The organism is Streptomyces sp. 2A115 (assembly GCF_052245575.1).
GTDB lineage: Bacteria > Actinomycetota > Actinomycetes > Streptomycetales > Streptomycetaceae > Streptomyces.
In genome coordinates this window covers 34908-55507 of record NZ_JBQQCG010000044.1, presented here as the reverse complement: position 1 = coordinate 55507, position 20600 = coordinate 34908, and the positions used below count along the sequence as shown (strand labels likewise).

General features: G+C 69.6%; 28 protein-coding genes and 1 tRNA gene. 3 read left to right on the top strand and 26 right to left on the bottom strand.

What is annotated here, in order from left to right:
• Window positions 1-69 precede the first annotated feature (69 nt).
• From ACTWQR_RS32010 to ACTWQR_RS31910, 21 genes are all read right to left on the bottom strand, one after another.
• Window positions 70-246, bottom strand: coding sequence for a hypothetical protein (locus ACTWQR_RS32010; RefSeq protein ID WP_443230695.1), 177 nt, complete (start codon window positions 244-246; stop codon window positions 70-72).
• Between the two features lie 2 nt (window positions 247-248).
• Window positions 249-563 (bottom strand): hypothetical protein, encoded by a 315-nt coding sequence (locus ACTWQR_RS32005; RefSeq protein ID WP_443230694.1) that lies wholly within the window; start codon window positions 561-563, stop codon window positions 249-251.
• Entirely contained in the window at window positions 560-736 is a 177-nt protein-coding gene (locus tag ACTWQR_RS32000) for a hypothetical protein (RefSeq protein ID WP_443230693.1), read from the bottom strand. Before ACTWQR_RS32000 ends, ACTWQR_RS32005 begins: the two co-directional genes overlap by 4 nt.
• The gene (locus ACTWQR_RS31995) at window positions 733-1488 is read right to left on the bottom strand and encodes a DUF2637 domain-containing protein (protein ID WP_443230692.1); all 756 of its coding nucleotides are present in this window, start codon (window positions 1486-1488) and stop codon (window positions 733-735) included. The genes ACTWQR_RS32000 and ACTWQR_RS31995 overlap by 4 nt, the downstream gene beginning before the upstream one ends.
• Window positions 1485-2225 (bottom strand): DUF6907 domain-containing protein, encoded by a 741-nt coding sequence (locus tag ACTWQR_RS31990; protein ID WP_443230691.1) that lies wholly within the window; start codon window positions 2223-2225, stop codon window positions 1485-1487. Before ACTWQR_RS31990 ends, ACTWQR_RS31995 begins: the two co-directional genes overlap by 4 nt.
• The gene (locus ACTWQR_RS31985) at window positions 2222-2476 is read right to left on the bottom strand and encodes a hypothetical protein (protein ID WP_443230690.1); all 255 of its coding nucleotides are present in this window, start codon (window positions 2474-2476) and stop codon (window positions 2222-2224) included. Before ACTWQR_RS31985 ends, ACTWQR_RS31990 begins: the two co-directional genes overlap by 4 nt.
• Before the next feature lie 379 nt (window positions 2477-2855).
• A complete protein-coding gene (locus ACTWQR_RS31980) occupies window positions 2856-3482 on the bottom strand; it encodes a hypothetical protein (RefSeq protein ID WP_443230689.1) in 627 nt (208 codons plus the stop codon).
• Window positions 3479-3646 carry a hypothetical protein gene (locus ACTWQR_RS31975; RefSeq protein WP_443230688.1) on the bottom strand — a complete coding sequence of 56 codons (168 nt, stop codon included), beginning with the start codon at window positions 3644-3646 and terminating at the stop codon, window positions 3479-3481. Before ACTWQR_RS31975 ends, ACTWQR_RS31980 begins: the two co-directional genes overlap by 4 nt.
• 19 nt (window positions 3647-3665) lie before the next feature.
• The gene (locus ACTWQR_RS31970; RefSeq protein WP_443230687.1) at window positions 3666-4190 is read right to left on the bottom strand and encodes a single-stranded DNA-binding protein; all 525 of its coding nucleotides are present in this window, start codon (window positions 4188-4190) and stop codon (window positions 3666-3668) included.
• 104 nt (window positions 4191-4294) lie between these two features.
• Window positions 4295-4651 (bottom strand): hypothetical protein, encoded by a 357-nt coding sequence (locus ACTWQR_RS31965; RefSeq protein ID WP_443230686.1) that lies wholly within the window; start codon window positions 4649-4651, stop codon window positions 4295-4297.
• Window positions 4648-4896, bottom strand: coding sequence for a hypothetical protein (locus ACTWQR_RS31960; RefSeq protein ID WP_443230685.1), 249 nt, complete (start codon window positions 4894-4896; stop codon window positions 4648-4650). The genes ACTWQR_RS31965 and ACTWQR_RS31960 overlap by 4 nt, the downstream gene beginning before the upstream one ends.
• A complete protein-coding gene (locus ACTWQR_RS31955; RefSeq protein WP_443230684.1) occupies window positions 4893-5102 on the bottom strand; it encodes a hypothetical protein in 210 nt (69 codons plus the stop codon). Before ACTWQR_RS31955 ends, ACTWQR_RS31960 begins: the two co-directional genes overlap by 4 nt.
• Before the next feature lie 308 nt (window positions 5103-5410).
• Window positions 5411-6586 carry an AAA family ATPase gene (locus ACTWQR_RS31950; RefSeq protein WP_443230683.1) on the bottom strand — a complete coding sequence of 392 codons (1176 nt, stop codon included), beginning with the start codon at window positions 6584-6586 and terminating at the stop codon, window positions 5411-5413.
• The gene (locus tag ACTWQR_RS31945; protein ID WP_443230682.1) at window positions 6583-7509 is read right to left on the bottom strand and encodes a bifunctional DNA primase/polymerase; all 927 of its coding nucleotides are present in this window, start codon (window positions 7507-7509) and stop codon (window positions 6583-6585) included. The genes ACTWQR_RS31950 and ACTWQR_RS31945 overlap by 4 nt, the downstream gene beginning before the upstream one ends.
• Before the next feature lie 84 nt (window positions 7510-7593).
• Window positions 7594-7848: a hypothetical protein gene (locus ACTWQR_RS31940; RefSeq protein WP_443230681.1), complete on the bottom strand. Its 255-nt coding sequence runs from the start codon at window positions 7846-7848 to the stop codon at window positions 7594-7596.
• Window positions 7845-8159 (bottom strand): hypothetical protein, encoded by a 315-nt coding sequence (locus ACTWQR_RS31935; RefSeq protein WP_443230680.1) that lies wholly within the window; start codon window positions 8157-8159, stop codon window positions 7845-7847. Before ACTWQR_RS31935 ends, ACTWQR_RS31940 begins: the two co-directional genes overlap by 4 nt.
• Window positions 8156-8428, bottom strand: coding sequence for a hypothetical protein (locus ACTWQR_RS31930; RefSeq protein WP_443230679.1), 273 nt, complete (start codon window positions 8426-8428; stop codon window positions 8156-8158). The genes ACTWQR_RS31935 and ACTWQR_RS31930 overlap by 4 nt, the downstream gene beginning before the upstream one ends.
• Window positions 8425-8970: a hypothetical protein gene (locus ACTWQR_RS31925; protein WP_443230678.1), complete on the bottom strand. Its 546-nt coding sequence runs from the start codon at window positions 8968-8970 to the stop codon at window positions 8425-8427. Before ACTWQR_RS31925 ends, ACTWQR_RS31930 begins: the two co-directional genes overlap by 4 nt.
• Window positions 8967-9440 carry a hypothetical protein gene (locus tag ACTWQR_RS31920; protein WP_443230677.1) on the bottom strand — a complete coding sequence of 158 codons (474 nt, stop codon included), beginning with the start codon at window positions 9438-9440 and terminating at the stop codon, window positions 8967-8969. Before ACTWQR_RS31920 ends, ACTWQR_RS31925 begins: the two co-directional genes overlap by 4 nt.
• 16 nt (window positions 9441-9456) lie before the next feature.
• Entirely contained in the window at window positions 9457-9780 is a 324-nt protein-coding gene (locus ACTWQR_RS31915) for a helix-turn-helix domain-containing protein (RefSeq protein ID WP_443230676.1), read from the bottom strand.
• Complete coding sequence (locus ACTWQR_RS31910) at window positions 9777-9971, bottom strand: helix-turn-helix domain-containing protein (protein WP_443230675.1); 195 nt, start codon at window positions 9969-9971, stop codon at window positions 9777-9779. Before ACTWQR_RS31910 ends, ACTWQR_RS31915 begins: the two co-directional genes overlap by 4 nt.
• 215 nt (window positions 9972-10186) lie before the next feature.
• Between ACTWQR_RS31910 and ACTWQR_RS31905 the strand changes: the two genes are divergently transcribed.
• Window positions 10187-11503: a helix-turn-helix domain-containing protein gene (locus ACTWQR_RS31905; protein ID WP_443230674.1), complete on the top strand. Its 1317-nt coding sequence runs from the start codon at window positions 10187-10189 to the stop codon at window positions 11501-11503.
• A gap of 87 nt (window positions 11504-11590) precedes the next feature.
• Window positions 11591-13183 carry a site-specific integrase gene (locus ACTWQR_RS31900; RefSeq protein ID WP_443230673.1) on the top strand — a complete coding sequence of 531 codons (1593 nt, stop codon included), beginning with the start codon at window positions 11591-11593 and terminating at the stop codon, window positions 13181-13183.
• 52 nt (window positions 13184-13235) lie between these two features.
• On the opposite strand, the gene ACTWQR_RS31895 is transcribed toward ACTWQR_RS31900, so the two are convergent.
• The 5 genes from ACTWQR_RS31895 to ACTWQR_RS31875 form a co-directional block, all read right to left on the bottom strand.
• Window positions 13236-13311, bottom strand: a tRNA-Lys gene (locus tag ACTWQR_RS31895).
• A 165-nt stretch (window positions 13312-13476) separates the two neighbouring features.
• Complete coding sequence (locus ACTWQR_RS31890; protein WP_443230672.1) at window positions 13477-15012, bottom strand: amino acid permease; 1536 nt, start codon at window positions 15010-15012, stop codon at window positions 13477-13479.
• A gap of 166 nt (window positions 15013-15178) precedes the next feature.
• On the bottom strand, window positions 15179-17392 hold the full coding sequence (locus ACTWQR_RS31885) for a DEAD/DEAH box helicase (protein WP_443230671.1): 2214 nt from the start codon (window positions 17390-17392) through the stop codon (window positions 15179-15181).
• Window positions 17393-17700: 308 nt separating this feature from the next.
• Window positions 17701-18228, bottom strand: coding sequence for a hypothetical protein (locus ACTWQR_RS31880; protein ID WP_443230740.1), 528 nt, complete (start codon window positions 18226-18228; stop codon window positions 17701-17703).
• A gap of 152 nt (window positions 18229-18380) precedes the next feature.
• The gene (locus ACTWQR_RS31875) at window positions 18381-18731 is read right to left on the bottom strand and encodes a metallopeptidase family protein (protein ID WP_443230670.1); all 351 of its coding nucleotides are present in this window, start codon (window positions 18729-18731) and stop codon (window positions 18381-18383) included.
• Between the two features lie 142 nt (window positions 18732-18873).
• Between ACTWQR_RS31875 and ACTWQR_RS31870 the strand changes: the two genes are divergently transcribed.
• The gene (locus ACTWQR_RS31870; protein WP_443230669.1) at window positions 18874-20430 is read left to right on the top strand and encodes a metallophosphoesterase family protein; all 1557 of its coding nucleotides are present in this window, start codon (window positions 18874-18876) and stop codon (window positions 20428-20430) included.
• Window positions 20431-20600 lie beyond the last annotated feature (170 nt).

Genomic DNA, 20600 nt, shown 5'->3' with positions numbered 1-20600 from the left:
CTCTTGCTGGAGTCGGGAGGCCCGGGGACGGCGTCCAACCGCCAAGCTGCCGCCGTCCCCGGGGCGTTACTACTTCTTGCCGCGGGCATCCTCGCGGGCCTGGGCCTTCTCGCGGATCCGGTCGACCTCGCGCTCGATGCGCTTGGTCGACTTGCCGCGGGCCTGTCGTTGGGCGGCTCGGGCACCGAGGTAGATCACGCGGGCGATCTCGCGGGCGTTGTGCGGGTCTTTGCTGGTGGCCGCCATGGTCAGTTGCCCTTCTGGTAGGTGCGCCACATCGAGCGCAGGACGAGCAGGCAGGCGGTCGCGCACGTGGCTCCGATCGCGATGGCGATGGAGGCCAGGGCGAATGCGACGGCGCAGACGCACGCGGTGCCGCCGATGACCACCCACTTCTTGGCGCTGAACTCCTGCTTCGGCGCGTGGTGCTGGCAGGACGGGGCTTGCTGCTGGCTGTTGGCGACCTTGGCCAGTTCCACGGCGGCGAGCGCCAGCTGTACGGCGGCGGTGTTGGTCTGCGCCTCCGTGACGGCGGCCTCGGCCTTGGCGAGGGGGTCGCTCATGTCGCCCACCTCCGCACGCTGCGGGTGATGCGCGGCCACATCCAGACGCCGGCGGCGAACGCGAGGACGGCGGGCTGCGAGACGACCGCGGCGACGATGGCCAGGACGACGGCGAGGAGGGCGGGGTAGGCGACGAGGAGGCCGAGGATCGCGCCGAAGATGAGTCGGCTCATGACGGCACCGCTTCCAGCTCGGGGAGCACGTCCGGGTGGAACAGGTTGCGTCCTCGGGCGTCCTTGCTGTGGACGGTGAGGCGTCCCGCGTGGACCCAGGAGCGGACGGTGGACTGCTCGATGCCGTACCGCGCGGCGACCTGAGAGGACGTCATGAGGGGCGCCTCGGGCGGTGGCCCGTCCTCGGCGTCCTGGTCCGTCCCGGGCGGGAGTTCGGGCGTCTCGTCGGCGTCCTGGTCGGTGTCGCGTTCGAGGGTCACGGTGGGCTGCTCGACGGGCGCGGGCGTGTCTCCAATTGGAGACACGGGGACGCTCGGGACGGCTGTGGACGCGGGGGCGTCCTCGGCGTCTTGCGCGAGGCGCTCGTGCAGCTGCCGCATGAGGGCGCCGAACGCTACGAGGGCGGCGGAGGGCGGGACGGCGGCCACGATGTACTCCATCGGGTCGGCCCCGTATCCGACGCCCGCGACGTTCAGTGCGATCGAGCCGAGCGACCCGAACGCGGCGAGGGCGACGGCCCACCAGTCCATGCCGCGGCGGGCCAGTGAGGCGCGGAGGATGAGCAACTCTCCGGCGACGATGAACAGGTCGACGGTCGCCGGCCATGCCCAGGCGCGCCGGCCGTCGAGGCCGTTGCCGTCGGCGACGTCGTGAAGGTGTTCGTAGGACAGCCAGAACGCGGATGCGGTGAGCAGGATGGTGACGGTGGCTGCGCCGACGGCGAGGCCGTCGCGGGCGCTGGGTCGGCTCACTGGGCACCTCCGCGCAGGCGGTCGGCCTCGTCGGCGGCGCGGTCGATGCGCAGGGATGCGACGCGGAGCGCTTGGGCGATCTTCCGGGCGTCTTCGGGGGTGGCGTCGAGGTGGGCGTCGAGGGTCAGGGCGAGCAGCGGGTGCGGCTCGTCGTGCAGCTCGCCGTAGGGGGCGTGGCTGATGTAGGCGTCCATGACCTCGACCAGGCCGTGGTTCCAGGTGGAGGCGCTGGCCTTGACGTGTACGCCGTTGTGGGTGATGTCGGCGAGGTAGCCGACGAGCTCGCCGTCGTGGCCGGTGCACCAGGCCGGTTCGGGGACGGTGACCTCGCCGTGATCGCCGGTCTGCAGGATGACGGTGCCCTCGGCGTAGCGGGGATCCTGTACAGCGGGCTCCGGGCGGGTGGGCGGGTATGCCCGGTCGACGGCCGCGGCGAGCTGGTCCATGACGGCCTGGTGTTTGGCCGACCAGGTACGCCGCCGGTCCCGCTCCATGACGTTGTCGATCTCGGCGACGGGCGCGGCGCCGAGGATGCCCTCGACCTCCTCGCGGATCTCGGCGACGGTGAGGCTGGCGGGGTCGCGGCCCTCGCCCATCTGCGCCCAGCCGATGCCGAGGGCGGTGGCCAACTGTTCGCGGGACAGGGCGTAGGCGACGCGGACGACGACGTCTGGGGTGATGCCCTCGTCGGGCAGGATCTGCGTCGGCCCGTACACGGGCAGGTCGTCGTACCTCATGCGCGCTCACCTCGCTCGTCGGCGAGGAACGCGGCGATGGCCGGGAACTCCTCCGCGAACGAGGGGTCGACGGAGTGGCGGGCGGCCTCGTCCTCGGCGGCGCGGATGAGGATGCGCAGGGCCTCGCGGACGCCGGCGTCGTTGGGGGTGGCGAGCATGCGGTGCCCGAGCTCGATCGCAACGGCGAGGTCGCTGGGCTCGGCGGCGTTGATCAAGGCGCCAGCGGGCGCGCTAGGGTTCTGCTGGGTCATGAGGAGGCTTCATCTCTCTCGTGATCAAGTGGTGCCCCGGCGGGCGGTAGGGTCGCCTTGCCGGGGTTGCCCGCTTTCCGGGCCTATTCGGTTGTGGTCGGGGAGTCGGCGGGCCGTAGGGTGGCCGATCCGTACTCGCGGATGGATCTCCGGACTGCGCTGACGTCGATCCCGATCTCTCGGGCGACAGCCGACTTGCTGCCGAGTTCTCGGACGCCCTCTTCGAACGCTTCCGCTCGCCTCCGGGCGCTTGCCGCGATCTCCGCTTGCAGCTCGCGCTGCCGCCGGTTTTCGGCATCAACACGTGCGCGCCAATCGGGTGTTGGCACATCGCCCACCGTACTAGGACCCAGTGTCCTAGGCAAGACTGCCGCGCCATTCACGCAACCCCCTCGGGTTGCAACCGGGCGAGCATCAGGAAGTCCTTCGACTCGTACACCAGGCCGCACCACGGGCAGACGAGACGCGTGTCGCCGTCGCGGTAGCGGATCGTCGCCCCGCACGGAGTGTCGTCCTCGTCGACGGCGGCCACGCACTGGCCAAGCGGCCGGCCGCGGTCCGGCTTCGCCCCCACGATCGACAGGGCCGCACCCTCCAGCTCCCTGACCTCACGAGCCAGATCACCGGCGCCCGGGTACGAGGACGCGATCCACTCCAGGCTCATGCCGAGCCAGCGGCACGCGACCATGACGCGGCGGTCGATGCTGCCCTCGATGGCCGGCTGCCCCCAGCCGCGCGCCGCCTGCACGTCGGACCGCCACGACTCCAGGACGAGGGCGATGCCGCCGTGCCGGAGGTCGAGGACGGCCTCGTTCAGCGGGAGCGGCGGCTCGGCCGGGGCGGTCGTGACGCGCTCGCCGAGCGGCCGCGCAGCCGGGGCCAGGTACAGCCCCAGCTCCACGAACAGCTTCGGCAAGCGGTCCAGCCGCCCGGCGAGGGCGAGCACGTCGCCGGGGCACAGGGAGCCGTGCTCGAGGTCGCGGTCGCACAGGCCGCACTGGTTCATGCGTCGGCCCTCTCGCGTGCGGCCTGCAGTCGGGCCTCGGCGGCGCGGACGGCCTTCCGGTCGCGGCGGTCGTCGAGGACACCGAAGACGATCTGGACGAGCAGCATGAAGTACATGCCGACCGAGGCGCCGAGGGCGAGCAGCTGAATGTCGTGATCACTCATGACCGTGTCCTCTCCAAGATCAGAACGGGGGCTGCTCGGGGTGTCCGGCCGGGGCGGGTGCGGGCGGGGTGGTTGACCACCCTCCGCCGGTGGACTGGCCGGGCGCGGCCGGTGCGGGCTTGGCACCGGCCCACGGGTCATCCGTTGCCTTCTGAGCAACGGTTCCCTGCCCGCCACCCGCCGGGTTCTTCGTGACCTTGGCGGTGGCGCGGGCGAGGGTCGGGCCGACCTCGTCGACGTCGATCTCGTAGACGGTCCGCTTGACCTGCTCGCGGTCCTCATACGACCGCTGCTTCAGTCGGCCGGTGACGATGACGCGGACGCCGCGGGCGAGGGACTCGGCGACGTTCTCGGCGGCCTGCCGCCACACCGAGCAGGTGAGGAACAGGGCGTCGCCGTCCTCCCATTCGCTGGTCGTCTTGTTGAAGCGGCGCGGGGTGGAGGCGATGCGGAACTTGGCGACGGCCGCGCCGGCCGGGGTGAAGCGCAGCTCGGGGTCGTCGACCAGGTTGCCGACGATGGTGATGACGGTCTCGCCTGACATGGCGGACTCCTTCCTGATCTTGCCGCTGTCGGCAAGGTCAGTTGGTGGGATGCTGGGTGGGTGGCCGGGCCCGATATCCGCGGGCCCGGCCGGTGTCGTGTAGGTCAGGCGCGCGGCATCGTGATGCCCTCAGCGAGGGACTCGTTGAGGGGGCGCCCGGCAGCCTCGAATGCGGCGGCCGTCTCGTTGATCGTGGGCAGCACGCGGGCGCGGATCTCGACCCCCTGGACTTCGAAGTCGTGCTCGCGCAGCTCGTTGGGCGTGAAGAGCATGTCGACGTACAGGAAGACGGGCTGGACGCTGGTCGTGGCGGTGCCGTCGATCAGGTGAGCGTCGATGACGGTGGCCCACCCGATGACCGGGCAGGTGATCTCTTCGCTGCTGTCGCCGTGGTCGAAGACGACGACCCAGTCGTGTCCGGCGGGGGCCATGTTGAGGACGGATCCGGTGGCGATGTTCATGAGTTCTCCTCGGTGGTATTTGCGGTGGAGTCGGACTCCACCGCAGCGGTTGCGACTCCGTCGCTCGGATTCGCAAGGGATCCGTCGGTCGGGCCGACGGAAGCCTGGTTGCGGAGCTTGGCGGCGTGCCGGAATGCGAGGCCGCGCTGCCGGTTGGCGTTGAGGGCTGCGCGCCGACGCTTGGCCGCCTCGGCGCGGGCGCGGGCGGCGGCGATCTTCTCGGCCACCACGTCGTCGACGTTCACGGCTGGGCCTCTGCAGGCGGGTTGACCGTCACGCCGTAGCCGAAGACCTCGTTGTACTCGGCCGTCGTCCAGACCCCGCCGTCGACCACGAAGACGGGCTGGACCAGATCGCTGTCGCCGAGCGGACCGGAGGCGTTCGGGGTCAGGATCCAGGCGGCGACGGGTGCGGTGACGGGGTCTCCGTTCCGCGGGTCTCCAACGGTCACGGTCCACCCGGGGGTGGCCGCAGTGATCCCAGTTGCGGATGGGGCGGGCTTAGCTGATTCGGGCATTGGTGCCTCCTGCGGCGGGTGGGTTGACCTCGTCCCGGCGCCTTGCTCCTGTGGAGTGCTCCTGTGTGACCTCGTCCTCGTCCCACCTAAAGAAGTGGGACGAGGGACGAGGACTCACGACCTCGTCCGGGACGAGGTGGGACGAGGTCGGACGAGGTCAACTTCGAGTGGTGTGGATCAAGAGGGTGGGGCGAAGTGGGGCAGATTCGGGCATCCGACCTCGTCCCATGCCCGGGACGAGGTCACGCGGCGTCCTCCTCGGGCGGTTCGTCCTGTTGTGTGATCGGTGTTGCGAGCCGGTGGAGGATGGCGCCGCGCGCCCCTGGCTCGGCCACAATTCGGCCCGCATCGACGAGGGCGGCGACCGCCCGGCGGACATCGACGGCACGCCCGTTGACGCGGTCCTCGATCCCCTTGCCGGGCAGGGGGGTGGGTGCCCCGGCGAGGGCGTCGAGAACCTTGGCCTTCAGCTTGTTGATGCGCTTCTGGTCCTCGTCGGCCTCGCGGTCTTCCTCGTCGCGCACCTTGGGTGCATAGAGGTGGGCCTCGGCGTACTCCTGGGTCTCGGACTTGACGACGAGGTCGGCGTACCAGTGCATGCCGCTGGTGTGCGGCAGGCCGTTCTTGCGGATCTGTCCGGGCCGGTCCTTGGCGACTCGGATGATGGACTTGCCGGTGACGCCGATGCCGAACGGCCGGTGGTTCTCGAGCATGTACATCACGCCGTTGAGGCCGTTGAGCTTGTGGACGCCGCCGATGCTGTAGCGGCCGCGGTTCTCGCTGGACTTGACGACGTGGTCGAGGGTGACGACGGCGGCCCCCGAGTTGGCCATCGGGCGCAGCAGGGTGCGCCCGAACTTGGCGACGTCGGTGTTGTCCTTCAGCTCCAGGCCGAAGAGGCTCATGCCCTCGGTGACGCCGTCGACGATGGCCAGTGTCGGGTTGTACTCCAGGGCTCCGGCCAGGTCGATCAGGTCGATGTCGCTGGGGCCGTTCTCGGGGCGGATGTAGTGGAAGCGCTCCAGGATGTCGGCGGGGTTGGCGCCGAGGCAGAGGAGCCGGCCTACGACGCCGCCCGCGTCGTCCTCGAAGTCGAGGTACAGGACGTGGTTGCCGTCGTTGATCTCCTGGAGGGAGGCGATGAGGGCGAGCCACGTCTTGCCCGCTTCGGATTCGCTGGCGACGCTGTTCATCCGGCCCGGGTAGAACAGACCGACGCCGTCGTCGCGCCGTCCGACGGTGGGCTGCGGCGGCTTATACGAGCCGTCGAGGACGCTCGCCAGGTCCTGCGGAGCCCACGTGCGCGGCACCGGCTCGCGCGCGGTTTCGACAGGCGCGGCGTTCCCCCAGTCGTGGGGCGGCTCCTCGCCGTCCTGACCGAAGTAGGCGTCCATCGCCTGGTCGATGTCGGTCGTCATGCGGCCCATCCCCTGTCACCGGGCCGGGTGGCAGCGCTGTCGAAGGAGGCGCGGGCCTCGGAGTCGGTCAGCCCGACCGCCCCCGCGGCGGACAGGAGACCGGCCTCGGCGTCGTACAGGTTGATGAGCCCCTGCTCGGCGAGTTCGTGGGCGCGGCATGCGGCGAAGTAGAAGCTGCGGTTGCGGCCGCCCTCGGCGGAGTCCATGACGTGCTGGACGAGGTCGTCGACGGTCCAAAGCTTCCCGCCACCGGGACGCTTCGCGGAGCTGGCGGCGGACGGGAACCGGTGGCGTGGTGCCTGTCGCGGGGCGGGCGCGGGACGCCGTTCCTTGCGGGGCAGGAGCGTCTCCGGCCACGGGGTGGCGGGCGCGCGGTACAACCCGTCGCCTGCCCATCGGTATCGGCCGCCGGACGCGTGCACGGAGGGGGCGAGCAGGATGTAGCCGTTGTGTTTGAAGTCGATGCCGGGGAAGGGTTCGCCGGGCAGGTCGAAGCCGGGGGACAGATACGGCATGTGAAGGCCGCCACCTCCGGTGAGCTGCATGACGGTGCCGGGCAGGACGCCGACGCGCTCTTCGAGGGCCCGGAAGGACTTGTCGCCGCCGTTGCGCGGGTCGACGTCGATGACGGCCCAGCCGTTGGGCTTGCAGGGCGCGCCGATGTTGGCGTCGGGCTCCTCCGTCCACCACTTGTGGATAAGTGCCGGGTCGGTCGTGGCTGCCCAGAAGCCGTGACAGGTGGGCACGCCGCAGCGGCATTCCTCGGGGCGGTGCTTCACGTACAGGCTGCTCTGCTTGTCACAGCGCGGGCAGTTCGCGTAGGGGGTCTTGTTGCGGCGGACGCGGAAGACCTTGACGCCGAGGGCGGCGTAGGCCAGTGCTGCGTCGCCGAGTGCGGCGGGGATGACTCTGCCGACGTTCACGAACTGCTCTCTTCTACGAGCTGGATCAGTGGTTCGTGGGGTGCAGGCGGGCGCCGCGGGGGGATGGCGGCGCCCGCCTGCGGCTCAGCCGGTACTTCGCTTTGCCTGGGCGATGTCGTCGGCGGCCGCGGTGATGCGTGCGCACCAGGCGCGGGCGGCGGACTGGACGCACGGGCTGCTGGGCTGCTGCCTCAGGTCGTGCTTGATCGAGTCCATGACCATCTCGTGCAGCGCCGTCTCGGCCGCGCGCTGCACGTACAGCTCATCGGCCGTGACCTGCTCGACCGTGTCCAGGTCGGCGGGCTCGGTGACCGGCCATTGGCCGGGGCGCTTGCTCACGGCTGGCTCCCGAGCATCCGGTACACGAAGACGACGGCTTCGTCGCGGTGGCCGGTGCAGACGGGGAGGTCGCGGCGGAGCCTGGTCCCGTCGTGGACGCGGAGCACGGATCCGGCCGGCTGCGCGCAGCCGGCGCAGTGGTGGCCGTCGGTGTCGCCGAGGACCTGGTCGTCCGAGCAGTCGCACCATGAGCACTGCTCGCCGTCGGCGAAGTCGTTGACGACGGCGATGGTGCGGCCGTCGGCGGCGGCTTCGCGGGCAGTGGCGAGGGCTTGGTCTGACCAGAACGTTTGCTGCGCGGTGCGCGTCACGTCGCCTCCTTGCGGAAGATGGGCCAGCCGGGGCCGGGCTGGGGTTCGGGCTTGCCCTGCAGGGCGGCCGGGGTGTGGAGCGGACAGCGGCGGCCGGGGATGAACAGTCGGACGCCGTTGGCCTCCTTGCAGAACTGGCGCTCGTCGCCGATCCAGTGGCGGCATTCGGGCCTGCGCTGGGAGTCGTCCCAGAAGCTGCGGGCCGGGCGGCCGGGGGCGCCCACGAGCTGCGCACCCCCGGCCGACGCGGTGTTCTGCTGGTCGGTCACGACTGGCGCTCCGCCTGGTCGGCGGTGTCGGAGTAGCCGTGCTCCAGCCAGCCGCCCGGGTGTGGGCGCGGCTGGACGACGTACACGCCGTCGTCGGATACGACGACGGGCCCGTCCGTACCAACCTGCAGGTAGGCGGTCGTGCGGGCGGCCTTGGCCTTGGCGGCGAACTCTGCTTCGAACTCCTTCTGCGTGGGCTCGCCGCCGTTGTCGTCGTCGGTCGGCCAGGCGGTGACGGCGCTGGGTCCGAGGATCGGCTCGATCCAGTTGGAGCAGGTCTCACAGACGGGGATGCACCGGCAGGTGGTGGCCCGGGATCCGGCGGGCCGCCAGTCGTCCGGGGCCGCCTCGGGTCGGAGCGGGTCGGAGCAGCGCGGGCAGATGCCGGTGTCGATGGCCTGGGTGATGCGCTCGGCGTTCAGGACGGCGAGCTCGGCGGCCGTGTCGGGCAGCAGCGTCTCAAGGAGTCGGCGGCTGGAGTCGACGACGCATTGCGGCCGGTACGGGTGTGCACCGGAGAAGGTGCGGATCGGGGTACTCATGCCTGCACCGCCCGCTTCTGCTGGTCGAGGACCAGGTCGCGGAGGGCGCTGAGTCGCGCGACAGGGTCCAGCCCCTCGGGGACGGTGACGATCAGCTCGCCGTCCTTGAGGAGGGCGGCCGAGCCGCGGAAGATTGCGGCGAGCTCCGGGTCGATGGCGCGGAGTCCATCGAGGCTGGTCTCTCTGAGCGTGATCCCGTAGTGCTCGACGAACGCGGGGATCACGACGGTGGCCGCGTACTCGTTGGCGAGCGACTCGACCTGGTCGAGCTGGGCGCGGGCCTCGGTGACCTTCGCCAGGAGCTGGCGGGGAGTGACCTCCTGCAGGTCGCCCTGATTTCCCTGGGTGCTGGCGACGAGGGTGGGGCGGCCGTCGTCGAGGTCATGCATGATCTCGGCGGTGAGGCTGGCGGTGACGCTCTGCTCGTCGGGGACTGACGTCGCCGTTGACGTCTTGGCTACTCTGGTCATGAGCGTGTTCCGTTTCCTACTTCGCGGTATGGATGGGCTGGCTCACTGGAGAGGGCGGCTGGTACCCGCCCTCTCCGTCGTTTCCGGCGGACGCTCCGACCTGGTACGTAGGAGCGGCGCCGTTCTCCTGGGGCAGTAGCCCGAGGAAGCGTTGGAGGTCGACGGTCCGTGCGACGCGCCGGCGTCCCAGCCGGATGACCTCGATGGGCAGTCGATCTTGCGCAGCTAGCTGATACGTCGTGCTCTCTGCCAGACCTAGCGCCCGGCCGACGGTCGGCCACAGCGGGACGAGCGCGGGCTGGTCGAGGATCGCGGCGATAGAGAGGGCGGGGACGGTCATGCCGTCTCCCGCTCACGCTCGCCAAGCCACGCATCGACGGTGGTTCGCCGATAGACGACCTCCCGGCCGAGCCGGAATCCGACAGGCCCGACCTTGCGGTAGCGCCAGCCACGCACCGTGGCGACGGGCTTACGCAGGTAGGCCGCGAGCTCCTTGGTTGTGAGCAGGTCAGGAGCTTCCTGAACAGGCATTTCCCCTCCTTGCAACCCCTCGGACACCGACCGCCGATGGGATGAGTCACAACATTATGAGCAACGTTGGGAAGAGTCAACAACAACAGCCGCAACGACGGCCACCAGATCCCAACGCTACTCGCAGCGTTGTGGGCTCACCCTCTTGCGTCAGCTCACAACGGGCCCGACCCTTGCGAGTAACGTTGCGAAGCGTTGAGACAGATTGAGGAGCCATGGACGCATCAGGTTGGCCGGAAGAGAACTGGGTTGTCCTGGGCGAAGAGATCGCCAAAGCTCGCCGCGCCAAGGGCTGGGATCAGCCGGAACTTGCGCGGCAGTCCGGCAACTCGCCCAACACGATCAGCAACTACGAACGAGGGCGTGTGCCTAGAAGCCGCCGCGTGCCACCTGGGGTTACCCGTGTCGCGCAGGCTCTGGGATGGCTGCCGGACACAGCGAACAGGATCCTTGCCGGCGAGGACCCCGAGGTGGCCCTTGGCCAGCCAGAGCTCTTCTCGCTACCGGAAAGGTACGAGGAAATGTCGCGGTCCAGGCGGGCCGGGACCGCGAGCGCGGCGGCGGGGCCTGCGCGAGTCGGGCCGCTGAGTGCGCGCGACATCGAACTAACGCAATCTGGCCACGTTGCCCAAGACACGTTCATCCGCCAGATGAAGCGCTATCGAAAACTGCAGAATGTCTCGACTGAAGAACTTGCCAAGCGTGTTGCAGAGTTCGGCGGAGATATTAGCCTGGAAAATCTCACGCGTCTCGAAAACGGCACACGCCAACTGAATATGTGGGAGGCCGAGACGCTTGCGCGTGCACTGGATACCAGTGTGCAATGGCTACTCGGTTCGGGATTTCAGAGCGGCATGCCGGATGAGCTGACAGCACCCCCTACGGATGAGGAACTGCAGGCCGAAGCAAAGGCCATCGAGCGACGCATCGCTGAGGCTGGCATCCAGGTCAACCATGCAGCCGCACGGCACGCCTACGTCGTGGAACAGGCGGAGCAGGCGCGGCGGGAAGCTGAAATGGCGCGGATGATGGTGCAGCAAGCGATTACCCAGCAGGCAGAGCTGGAGAGGCAGTATCACTACCTGCTTGGACGAATCGATTCCCTGCGCGCGGCAAAGGGGGAAGAGCTAATCATCCAGACGCATCTCGTCTCCCAGCCGAGTGACGAAGACTTTGCGGACCAACGGTCGGTCGGTGCCCAGTTGGCAGAGGGGAGGAAACGGCTCGAGATGACCCTTGAAGATACGCACCTGCTGACGCGGATTCGGCCGGATATTATCCTTGCCATTGAGCGCGACGACTTCACAGCGGTGTCTAAAGACCCAGGCAAACGCGACGTGTTTGCGCGTGGTCACATTCGCGTGCTTGCCCGCGCCTACGGCCTCGATCCTGCACAACTGCTTAGTCAGTACGACGCAGAGCGCGGGGGGTGGCCAGCTCCGTCCCCCGAGGCGCCCGTGTCCCCGGCCGATTCCGGCACCAAGCCGCGTCGGCGAGTTGTGCGGCGGAAGAAAACTGACGGAGATCAGTGACCCCGTTCCACTCGGACATCATGGTGTCGCAGCCGAAGTAGCCGCTGCCAGATGCGGCGCTGCGGATCCGCACTGAAGGAGATCGCCATGAAGGGTTCTACGTATCGCCGTTGTTACTGCCGTGACGAGAACGGCAAGGCGCTGAACAAGTCGTGCCCTCAGCTGTCGTCCCGGCGGCATGGTGTGTGGGCGGTACGGCAGGAACTTCCCAACCGGCAGGACGGCACCCGCAGGTCGTTCTCCCGCTCCGGCTACGACACGGCGAAGGACGCGCAGGCAGACCTGGACAAGGTGCGGGCGCTGCTCGACCTCCCGGACGGCGACGACACCGAAGCGCAGGTCCTCGTCGGCGACCTGCTCGAGACGGTGAGCAAGAACAAGAAGGCTCCCCTGCCCGATCTCGCGGAGACGCGGCGGCGCCTGGTGCGCGGGCAGAAGTTGACGGCGACGATGACCGTCGGCGACCTCCTCGACGAGTGGCTCGACGTGAAGCGCAAGTCCCGCGAGAAGACCACGCTGAACGGATACGAGTCCCACGTCCGCGTCCACCTGCGGCCGGCGCTCGCCGACTACCGCCTCGACCGGCTCGGGGTCGGGCACTGCCAGCAGATGTTCGACGCGATCGACGACCACAACGAGACGATCGCCGTGGAGAACGCGGAACGGCGCGAGCAGGTGGAGCGCTGCAAGTGGGTCAAGGGTGGGCGCCCTCCGACTGCCGAGCGCGAGCGCCTGGACGCGGAGAAGGCGAAGCTGGCCTCGATGCCGCCGTACCGCCGGGTCACCGGTCCGGCCTCGAAGCAGGCGATCCGGCGGACGCTGCGTACCGCCCTGAACTTCGCGATCGGCCGCGAGTACGTCACCTACAACCCGGCCAAGTACGTGGAGCTGACGGCCACCAAGCGCCCGGCCGGCCTGCTGTGGACGGATGAGCGGGTGGCGCGGTGGCATGCCACCGGGGAGCGGCCGTCGGCCGTGATGGTGTGGACGCCCGAGCAGCTGGGCCAGTTCCTCGACGCGGCCGAGAGCGACCGCCTGTACGCCGTCTTCCATGTGATCGCCCATCACGGCCTGCGCCGCGCCGAGGCGGTGGGCATGGACTGGGAGCACGTCTCGTTCGAGGCCAAGCAGATCCTCGTCGCCAAGTCCATCACCGTGGATGGCTGGACGCCCATCGAGAAGGCGCCGAAGACGGACGGGTCCGCGGACACCGTGCAGATCGACGGCGGCACCGTGGACGTCCTGAAGGCGCACCGCGCCCGGCAGTTGGAGGAGCGGACCGCACGGCTGGAAGCGGGCCTGCCGTGGACGGACACGGGCAAGGTGTTCGCCGACGAGTCCGGCGAGTGGCTGCACCCAGAGGTCGTGTCGGAGACGTTCCGCGCGATCGTCGCGGAGGAAGACCTGCCGCCCATCAACCTCCGTGATCTACGTCATGGAGCGGCGGCTCTGATCAAGGCGGCGGGCGGCGACCTCCATGACGCGAAGGTGAAGCTGCGGCACTCGACGATCACGCTCACGTCGGACACCTACCTCACGCTCTTCCGTGACTACGAGGACGCTCTGACGGAGAAGGCGGCGGCCGTTGTGCCTCGCGCCCGGAAGGGGTCCGCTGACACTCCCGCTCACGCACCGCTCACGCAGGAGTCCGGAAACGGCGACGCCCCCCAACCGGTCTAGACCGATTAGAGGGCGTCTTCCCTGCTCATCCACCAGTTGGATTACCCAACCTTGGTAGACCCTGTGGGACTCGAACCCACAACCAATGGATTAAAAGTCCACTGCTCTGCCAATTGAGCTAAGGGTCCGCGCACCGGCACTCGCCAACGCGCCGCACCGACCCGTGTCGATGCAGGAACGAGCATAGCCGGACGAGGCCGGGACTCCGATCGGGTATCGGTGACCCGGCCGTGCCGATGGCGCGGAGATGGAGCAGAGATGGAGCGGAAAGCCACGAACCGACCGGCCCCGAGCTACGGATCAACCGGCTCCGGAGCCCCCGCGCGAGCGGCTTCGCGGGCCAGGGTTCGTTCGTGATCCGGGTTGAGGAACCAGTGCCGGGCCGAGACGAACCACCAGATCGCGGCGAAGCCGAGGACGGCCAGGACCGCGAGCGGGGCGTAGTTGAAGGTCTCCCAGGTGACCGGGGAGACCTGGGGCAGCATGAAGAGGACCGTGATCACGCCCACCCACGCGATCGCGACGATCCCGATGGGGCGGGACCAGCGGCCCAGGTGCCAGGGGCCGCGTTCGAAGGCGTCTCCCTTGCGGACCCGCAGCAGCGTCGGGATGACGTACGCGATGTAGAGGCCGATCACGGCGATCGACGTCACCGCCGCGTAGGCCGTGACATTGATCAGGTAGGGCAACCCAAGCACCAGCGCGCCCAGCGCCGCCAGCCACACCGCCGCGACCGGCGTGCGCGTGCGCGGGCTCACCGTGTGCCACACGTGCGAGAACGGCAGGGCCCCGTCGCGCGAGAAGGCGTAGATCATGCGGGAGTTGGCGGTCACGGACGCCATGCCGCAGAACAGCTGGGCGCCGATCACGACCAGCAGGAGCAGCTTGCCCGCGGTCGCGCCCAGGGCGTCCATGAGGATCTGGGCCGGTGGCACGCCTGTCGGCGAGCCCAGCGCCCCGTCGTACGACTGGATCGCGAAGGTGAAGCCCAGCAAGAGGACGAAACCCGCTATCCATGACGTCCAGATGGACTGGACGATGCCCTTCGGGCCGGCCGTCGACGCGTCGCGCGTCTCCTCCGTCATGTGCGCCGAGGCGTCGTACCCGGTGAAGGTGTACTGCGCCATCAGCAGGCCCAGGAGGACGACGTACAGGCCGCTGCCCCAGCCCGTGTTGTTCACGAACTCCGTGAAGACGAAGGACGCCGACTGGTGTTGGTCGGGTACGAAGACCAGCGCGCCCACGATGACCCCGACACCCAGCACGTGCCACCACACGCTGACGCTGTTGAGGAAGCCGACGATGCTTACGCCGAAGGTGTTGAGGAGGCCGTGCAGGACCAGGATCCCGGCGAAGAGCAGGATCGTACGGCCGGCGGTGACCTCGAAGTCGAACTGGAGGTTCAGGTACGCGCCCAGGAAGGACGCGGCCCCGAAGTCGACCCCCGCGGTCACCGCCAGCTGGCCGAGGACGTTGAACCACCCCGTGAACCATGCCCAGGCCGCGGCCGTGCGGGGTGGGGCCAGGCGGTGGGACCAGAAGTAGAGGCCGGCGGAGGTCGGGTAGGCCGAACAGATCTCGGCCATCGCGAGGCCGACGATCAGCGTCATCAGTCCGACCGCCACCCAGCCCCACATGATCACGGAGGGCCCGCCGGTGTTCATCCCGAACAGGTACAGCGTCATGCATCCCGAGAGCACCGAGATGATCGTGAAGGAGACCGCGTAGTTGGAGAACGCCGACATCCGGCGGGCGAGAACCTGCGTGTAACCGAGCTGGGCAAGCCGTTCTTCGTCCGACAGCCCAGGTGTCTTGACGTCATCTGTCATGCCCCCAGCAATGCCCCGGCCGGGGGTATGACATGCGCCACAGAGGAGTTCGGTTGGCCAAAAATAGGTGGCCGATCCGCAGTCCGCCCCTGGGAATGCCGAAGGGCCCGGCCGACCGAGGTCGTCCGGGCCCTTCAGATGCTGGTCGGTGAGGGTTCACTGCACGTCAGCCGTTGCGCTTCCAGCGCGGCTTGTCGTCGCGGCGCCCGAAGGAGCCGGTAGCGGTGCCGGTGCCGGAACCGGCGCCGTCACGACGGCCGGTCGGGCGGTCGTGGCCGCCGGTGCGGAAACCACCGCCGGAGGGACGGTCGCCCTGACGGTCACGGTTGAACGGACGGTCGCTGCCACGGTGGCCGGACGGACGGTCGTCACGGCGGAAGCCGCCACGGTCGCCACCGCGCTCGCCGTCACGGCGGTCACGGTTGAAGCCACCCGTGGGACGGTCGCCCTGACGGTCACGGTTGAAGCCGCCACGCTCACCGTCACGACGGTCGTCACGGCGGAAACCACCCGAGGGACGGTCGCCCTGACGGTCGAAGGAACGGCCGCCGCGGTCGTCCTCACGACGGAAGCCACCCGTACCCGACGGGCGCTCGTCACGGCGGTCACGGTTGAAGCCACCCGACGGACGGTCGCCCTGACGGTCACGGTTGAAACCGCCACGCTCACCGTCACGACGGTCATCGCGACGGAAACCACCCGAGGGACGGTCGTCACGGCGGAAGCCGCCACGGTCGCCACCGCGCTCGCCGTCACGGCGGTCACGGTTGAAGCCGCCCGACGGACGGTCGTCACGACGGTCACGGCGCTCGAAGTTGCCGCGCTCGTCACGACGCTGACGCGGCTGCTCCTCGCGAGCCTGCTCGGCGGCGGCCTGCGCCACCTGCTGCTCGGCCACGGCGGCGGCAGCAGCCTCCACCACGGCGGCCGCCTCGGCCAGCGCGGCCTCCGGGTCCTCGCCCCGCTCGCGCGCGGCCCGAGCGATCAGCCGGTCGGCCTCCTCGCGCAGCTCGCTCGCACGCCGCTGCGCACGCTCCAGCTCCTTGGCGAGCTGCGAGACCTCACGCTCGGCCTGCTGCGCGGCGTTGACCGCCGACTCGGACTGGACCTCGGTCATCGACCGGGCTCCGGTGATGTCGGCGACCTCCGGGTCGAAGGCCGCACCGCCCTGGATGATGTGGCGCGTGGCGTCGACGCCCGCGTCCTCCATCTGACGGAAGATCTGGCGACGCTGGTGCGGCAGGGAGAGGGACACGACCGTGCCGCTCTTCCCCGCGCGAGCCGTACGGCCGGAGCGGTGCAGGTAGTCCTTGTGGTCGCCGGCCGGGTCCACGTTGAGGACCAGGTCGATGCCGTCGACGTGGATACCGCGGGCGGCCACGTCGGTCGCGACCAGCGCGTTGACGTAACCCTTCTTGAAGTCCTCGAGCACGCGGGTACGCGCGCCCTGTGTCATACCGCCGTGCAGCGCGTCCGCCTTCACACCGGAGTCGCAGAGCTGCTCGGCGATGCGGTCGGCGCCCAGCTGGGTGCGGACGAAGATGATCGTGCGGCCCTTGCGGGAGGCGATCGCGGCGGTGACCGGCGCCTTGTCCTTGGGCTTCACGATGAGGATGTGGTGGGACATGGTCGTGACGTTGCCCTGGGCGCTGTCGACCTCGTGCGTGACCGGGTTGGTCAGGTAGCGCTTGACCAGCGTGGAGATCTCGTTCTCCATCGTGGCGGAGAACAGCATGCGCTGGCCGCCGCCCGGGATCTGGTCGAGCAGCTCGGTCACCTCGGGCAGGAAGCCCAGGTCGGACATCTGGTCGGCCTCGTCGAGGACCGCGATCTCGACGTTCGCCAGGGAGCAGGCGCCGCGGTTGATGATGTCGCGCAGCCGGCCCGGAGTGGCGACGAGGACGTCGACACCGCGCTCCAGGGCGTAGATCTGGTTGCTCATCGACGTACCGCCGCAGACGACCTTCATCTTCAGGCCGAGGACGTCGCCGTACGGCTGGAGGGCGTCCGCGACCTGCATCGCGAGCTCACGCGTCGGCGTGAGGATGATGCCGCGGGGCTTCTTCTTCTCGGTGTGGCCGCCGGACAGCTTCGTCAGCAGCGGCAGACCGAACGAGAGGGTCTTGCCGGAGCCGGTGCGGCCGCGGCCGAGGATGTCCTTGCCGGCCAGGGCGTCCGGGATGGTCGCGGCCTGGATCGGGAAGGGGGAGGTCACGCCGTTCTGCGCGAGCTTGCGCACGATGCCGTCGGGGAGACCGAGGTCACCGAAGGTGGGCTCGGGAGTCTCGGACGTCTCGGGAGCCGTGGCCTCGACGGCCGCGTCTGCGTTGTCCCCGCTGTTCTCGGGCACGACGACGTGATCAGTACTAGAAATGGACATGCGAATGCGAAACCTTCCGGAGTCTCTTCGGCACGCGCCCGTCAACTCCGTGATTTCGCAAACGACCGCCTCAATGCGGTCAGCCACGGCAAGGGAGAGTACGCGCCACGCGGCGCGCTCTGGTGCGGCGCCGGGCAATAGGATCAGACGATCTACCACCATACGCACCCTCCACCCCTGAAGGCAAACGGAGCGCGACAGTCCAGGTCAGCCCCTTCCGAGCCCCTCCGTGCGGGCCTCCCGCGCCTCCGTGCGGGCCTCCCGCGTCTCCGTGCGGGCCTCACGGGTCACACCTCGGGCCTCACGCCTCAGGCCTCGACCCCGGCACGCGGTGCGGGCTCCCGGTCGGCGAACTGGGGCGCGGGATCCGGGTGCGCCGAGGACGAGGGCTCGGCGGTGGACGGGTCGGGCGACGGCGTGGGGGTCGCCTTGGTGGGCGTCGGCTCCGGGTCGGGGCGCGGCGGAGTGGTGGGCTGCGCCTTGGTCGGTGAGGGCGCCCCCGGCCTGGGCTTCTTCCCGCCCGTGTGCCCTTCGCCACCCTCGCCGCCCTTGACGGGTCCGGACGGGGCGGGGGACACGCTCTCCCCGGCCGACGGCGAGCCCGACCGGGACGCGGACTCACTCGGCTTCGTCACACCGTGTTTTCCGTCACTCGCGCCGTGATAGCCGGGGCCCCCGCCGGACACCGCCGACCCCCCGTCGGGCGCCTCGCCGCCCCGCTGCCCCGCCGAGTGCGAGGGCTTCGCACGGTCTCCCTCATCGTCACCGACGCTCATACAGCCGGCGGACGCGGCGACGGCCAGGGCCGCGGCGGCCAGACGGACGGGTACGTACATGGCGCGCACGGGCAGCCACCTCCGAGGGCGGTGTGAGGAGTCCCCCTGCCCAACTCCCGCCGCCCACAAGAGGACACGGACACGCGCCCCGCCTCCTCAGGCCGTACCCGTCGCCTCAGGCCGTACCCGATGGCTCAGCCGTGCTCGAGTGCTCACCCGTACCCGAGGGCGTGCAGGCGCGCGTCGTCGATGCCGAAGTGGTGAGCGATCTCATGCACCACCGTCACCTCCGTCTCGACCACCACGTCCTCACGCGTCTCGCACATCCGCAGCGTGGGACCCCGGTAGATCGTGATCCGGTCCGGCAGCACCCCGGCGTACCACTCACCGCGATCGGTCAGCGGAGTCCCCTCGTACAAACCGAGCAGCTCGGGATCATCGGACGGTGGTTCGTCCTCGACGAACACCGCCACGTTGTCCATCAGCCGCGTCAGCTCCGGCGGAATCCGGTCCAGGGCCTCGGCGACCAGTTCCTCGAACGCCTCGCGCGTCATCTCCAGCACAGGGCCATTGTCCGGTACGGACGTCCGGCCGGTACCGATGTCCGGCCGGTACGGACACCGCGTACGAGAACACGCACACGTGCCCGTACGAGAGCACCGGTCAGGCCGCATATACACCCCGGCACTTGGGCATACGGGAGCAATGGCCCGCGTCCCCGCTGCCGCCGCCGCTCTGCACCGCGTACAAAAGGCGCCCAGCGCCCTCGTACGGCACTACCGCGCACGCCGCACGCACCCGGAAATCGAACTCGTCCACCAGCCGCACCCCTACACCCGCGCCCTCGGCCTCGTCGCCGTCGTCCTGCTCGGCGCCTGGCTGGGCCTGCTGATCGTCGGGAACGTGCGCGCGCCGGTCGGCCCCATGGACACGACCATGACCCTGCGCCCCTCCGTCTCGGGCGGCACGAAGATCAACGTGTCGCCGCTGGGCGCCCTCGAACTGCGCAGCCATGTGGCCCCGCTCCGTCTCGACGTCGACGTCGACCAGCTCGACCCGGTCCGCTCCCAGGCCCTCGTCGACCATCCCGAACGGCTCTCCGGCCTCCAGGACGAGATCGCCCGCGACGTCGGCCACGGCACCCTGGACCTGGCCGTACGCTCCTGCGTCGCCGTCGTCTCGGGCGCGACGGCGCTGGGTCTCGCGGTCTACCGGCGCCCACGCCGGGCCCTGGCGGCGGGCGGCCTCGCGCTGGCCCTCCTGGCCGCCTCGGGAGGGACTGCCTTCGTGACGTGGAACCCCAAGTCGGTCCTGGAGCCGAAATTCTCGGGGCTGCTGTCCTCCGCTCCGTCCGTCGTCGGCGACGCCCGCAGCATCGTCAGCGAATTCGACGTCTACCAGAAGGAGTTGGCACGCCTGGTGACGAACGTGACGAAGCTGTACGACGCCACGTCCACGCTTCCCGCGTACGCGCCGGACCCCTCCACCATCCGCGTCCTGCACGTCTCCGACATCCATCTCAACCCGGCGAGCTGGAAGATCATCGCCTCGCTCGTGGAGCAGTACGAGATCGATGTGATCGTCGACTCCGGCGACACGATGGACCACGGATCGGCGGCGGAGAACGGCTTCCTGGACCCGATCGAGGACCTGGGAGCCCCCTACGTCTGGGTCCGGGGCAACCACGACTCGGACACCACCCAGCGCTACCTGGAAGGCCTGAAGAACGTCCACGTCCTGGACGACGGCCGGGCCGAGACGATCGAGGGCCTGCGCTTCGCGGGCATCGGCGACCCGCAGTTCACTCCCGACCGCACGAACAAGCCCGGCGCCGAGCAGTCCCAGGAACTGGCCGGCGCCCGCCTGGCCTCCGCCCTCCGCGACCAGAACACCGCCGGCACCCCCGTCGACATCGCCGTCGCCCACGAACCGTCGGCGGCCCGCGAGGTGGACGGCGAGGTCCCGCTGGTGCTGGCCGGCCACCTCCACCACAACGAGATGGAGATCCTGAAGTACGGCACCCGCCTACGGATCGAAGGGTCCACCGGCGGCAGCGGCCTGCGCGCGATCGAGGGCAAGTACCCGGACCCCATCGAGGCGTCGATCCTCTACATGGACCGCGACACCCGCCGCCTCCAGGCCTGGGACGAGATCAAGCTGGGCGGCCTCGGCCTCACAACGGCCGAGGTCAGCCGCCACCTCCCGGAGGAGAACCAGCCGGGGGCGACGCCGTCGCCGAGCCCGCCCGGGTCCGGCCCGTAGGTCTGTGGGTGCTACGCCTATTCGGTTTGGTTCAGGCTCAAACGCCGTAGTACAGTCACGTCGTGCCCACGGGCAGCGGTCAGGGCTTGACCGTCCTGAGTTCCGACAGGGACGCGGGAGAAGCGGAACCCTTCGGGGGAAAGCGGAGTCACATGCTTCTCACGTCCCCT

Excerpts from the sequence above, each read along its gene's own strand:
- ACTWQR_RS32010 (WP_443230695.1), bottom strand. The coding sequence starts at position 246 with ATGGCGGCCACCAGCAAAGACCCGCACAACGCCCGCGAGATCGCCCGC.
- ACTWQR_RS32005 (WP_443230694.1), bottom strand. The coding sequence starts at position 563 with ATGAGCGACCCCCTCGCCAAGGCCGAGGCCGCCGTCACGGAGGCGCAG.
- ACTWQR_RS32000 (WP_443230693.1), bottom strand. The coding sequence starts at position 736 with ATGAGCCGACTCATCTTCGGCGCGATCCTCGGCCTCCTCGTCGCCTAC.
- ACTWQR_RS31990 (WP_443230691.1), bottom strand. The coding sequence starts at position 2,225 with ATGAGGTACGACGACCTGCCCGTGTACGGGCCGACGCAGATCCTGCCC.
- ACTWQR_RS31985 (WP_443230690.1), bottom strand. The coding sequence starts at position 2,476 with ATGACCCAGCAGAACCCTAGCGCGCCCGCTGGCGCCTTGATCAACGCC.
- ACTWQR_RS31980 (WP_443230689.1), bottom strand. The coding sequence starts at position 3,482 with ATGAACCAGTGCGGCCTGTGCGACCGCGACCTCGAGCACGGCTCCCTG.
- ACTWQR_RS31975 (WP_443230688.1), bottom strand. The coding sequence starts at position 3,646 with ATGAGTGATCACGACATTCAGCTGCTCGCCCTCGGCGCCTCGGTCGGC.
- ACTWQR_RS31970 (WP_443230687.1), bottom strand. The coding sequence starts at position 4,190 with ATGTCAGGCGAGACCGTCATCACCATCGTCGGCAACCTGGTCGACGAC.
- ACTWQR_RS31965 (WP_443230686.1), bottom strand. The coding sequence starts at position 4,651 with ATGAACATCGCCACCGGATCCGTCCTCAACATGGCCCCCGCCGGACAC.
- ACTWQR_RS31950 (WP_443230683.1), bottom strand. The coding sequence starts at position 6,586 with ATGACGACCGACATCGACCAGGCGATGGACGCCTACTTCGGTCAGGAC.
- ACTWQR_RS31925 (WP_443230678.1), bottom strand. The coding sequence starts at position 8,970 with ATGAGTACCCCGATCCGCACCTTCTCCGGTGCACACCCGTACCGGCCG.
- ACTWQR_RS31920 (WP_443230677.1), bottom strand. The coding sequence starts at position 9,440 with ATGACCAGAGTAGCCAAGACGTCAACGGCGACGTCAGTCCCCGACGAG.
- ACTWQR_RS31915 (WP_443230676.1), bottom strand. The coding sequence starts at position 9,780 with ATGACCGTCCCCGCCCTCTCTATCGCCGCGATCCTCGACCAGCCCGCG.
- ACTWQR_RS31910 (WP_443230675.1), bottom strand. The coding sequence starts at position 9,971 with ATGCCTGTTCAGGAAGCTCCTGACCTGCTCACAACCAAGGAGCTCGCG.
- ACTWQR_RS31905 (WP_443230674.1), top strand. The coding sequence starts at position 10,187 with ATGGACGCATCAGGTTGGCCGGAAGAGAACTGGGTTGTCCTGGGCGAA.
- ACTWQR_RS31900 (WP_443230673.1), top strand. The coding sequence starts at position 11,591 with ATGAAGGGTTCTACGTATCGCCGTTGTTACTGCCGTGACGAGAACGGC.
- ACTWQR_RS31890 (WP_443230672.1), bottom strand. The coding sequence starts at position 15,012 with ATGACAGATGACGTCAAGACACCTGGGCTGTCGGACGAAGAACGGCTT.
- ACTWQR_RS31885 (WP_443230671.1), bottom strand. The coding sequence starts at position 17,392 with ATGTCCATTTCTAGTACTGATCACGTCGTCGTGCCCGAGAACAGCGGG.
- ACTWQR_RS31880 (WP_443230740.1), bottom strand. The coding sequence starts at position 18,228 with ATGTACGTACCCGTCCGTCTGGCCGCCGCGGCCCTGGCCGTCGCCGCG.
- ACTWQR_RS31870 (WP_443230669.1), top strand. The coding sequence starts at position 18,874 with ATGGCCCGCGTCCCCGCTGCCGCCGCCGCTCTGCACCGCGTACAAAAG.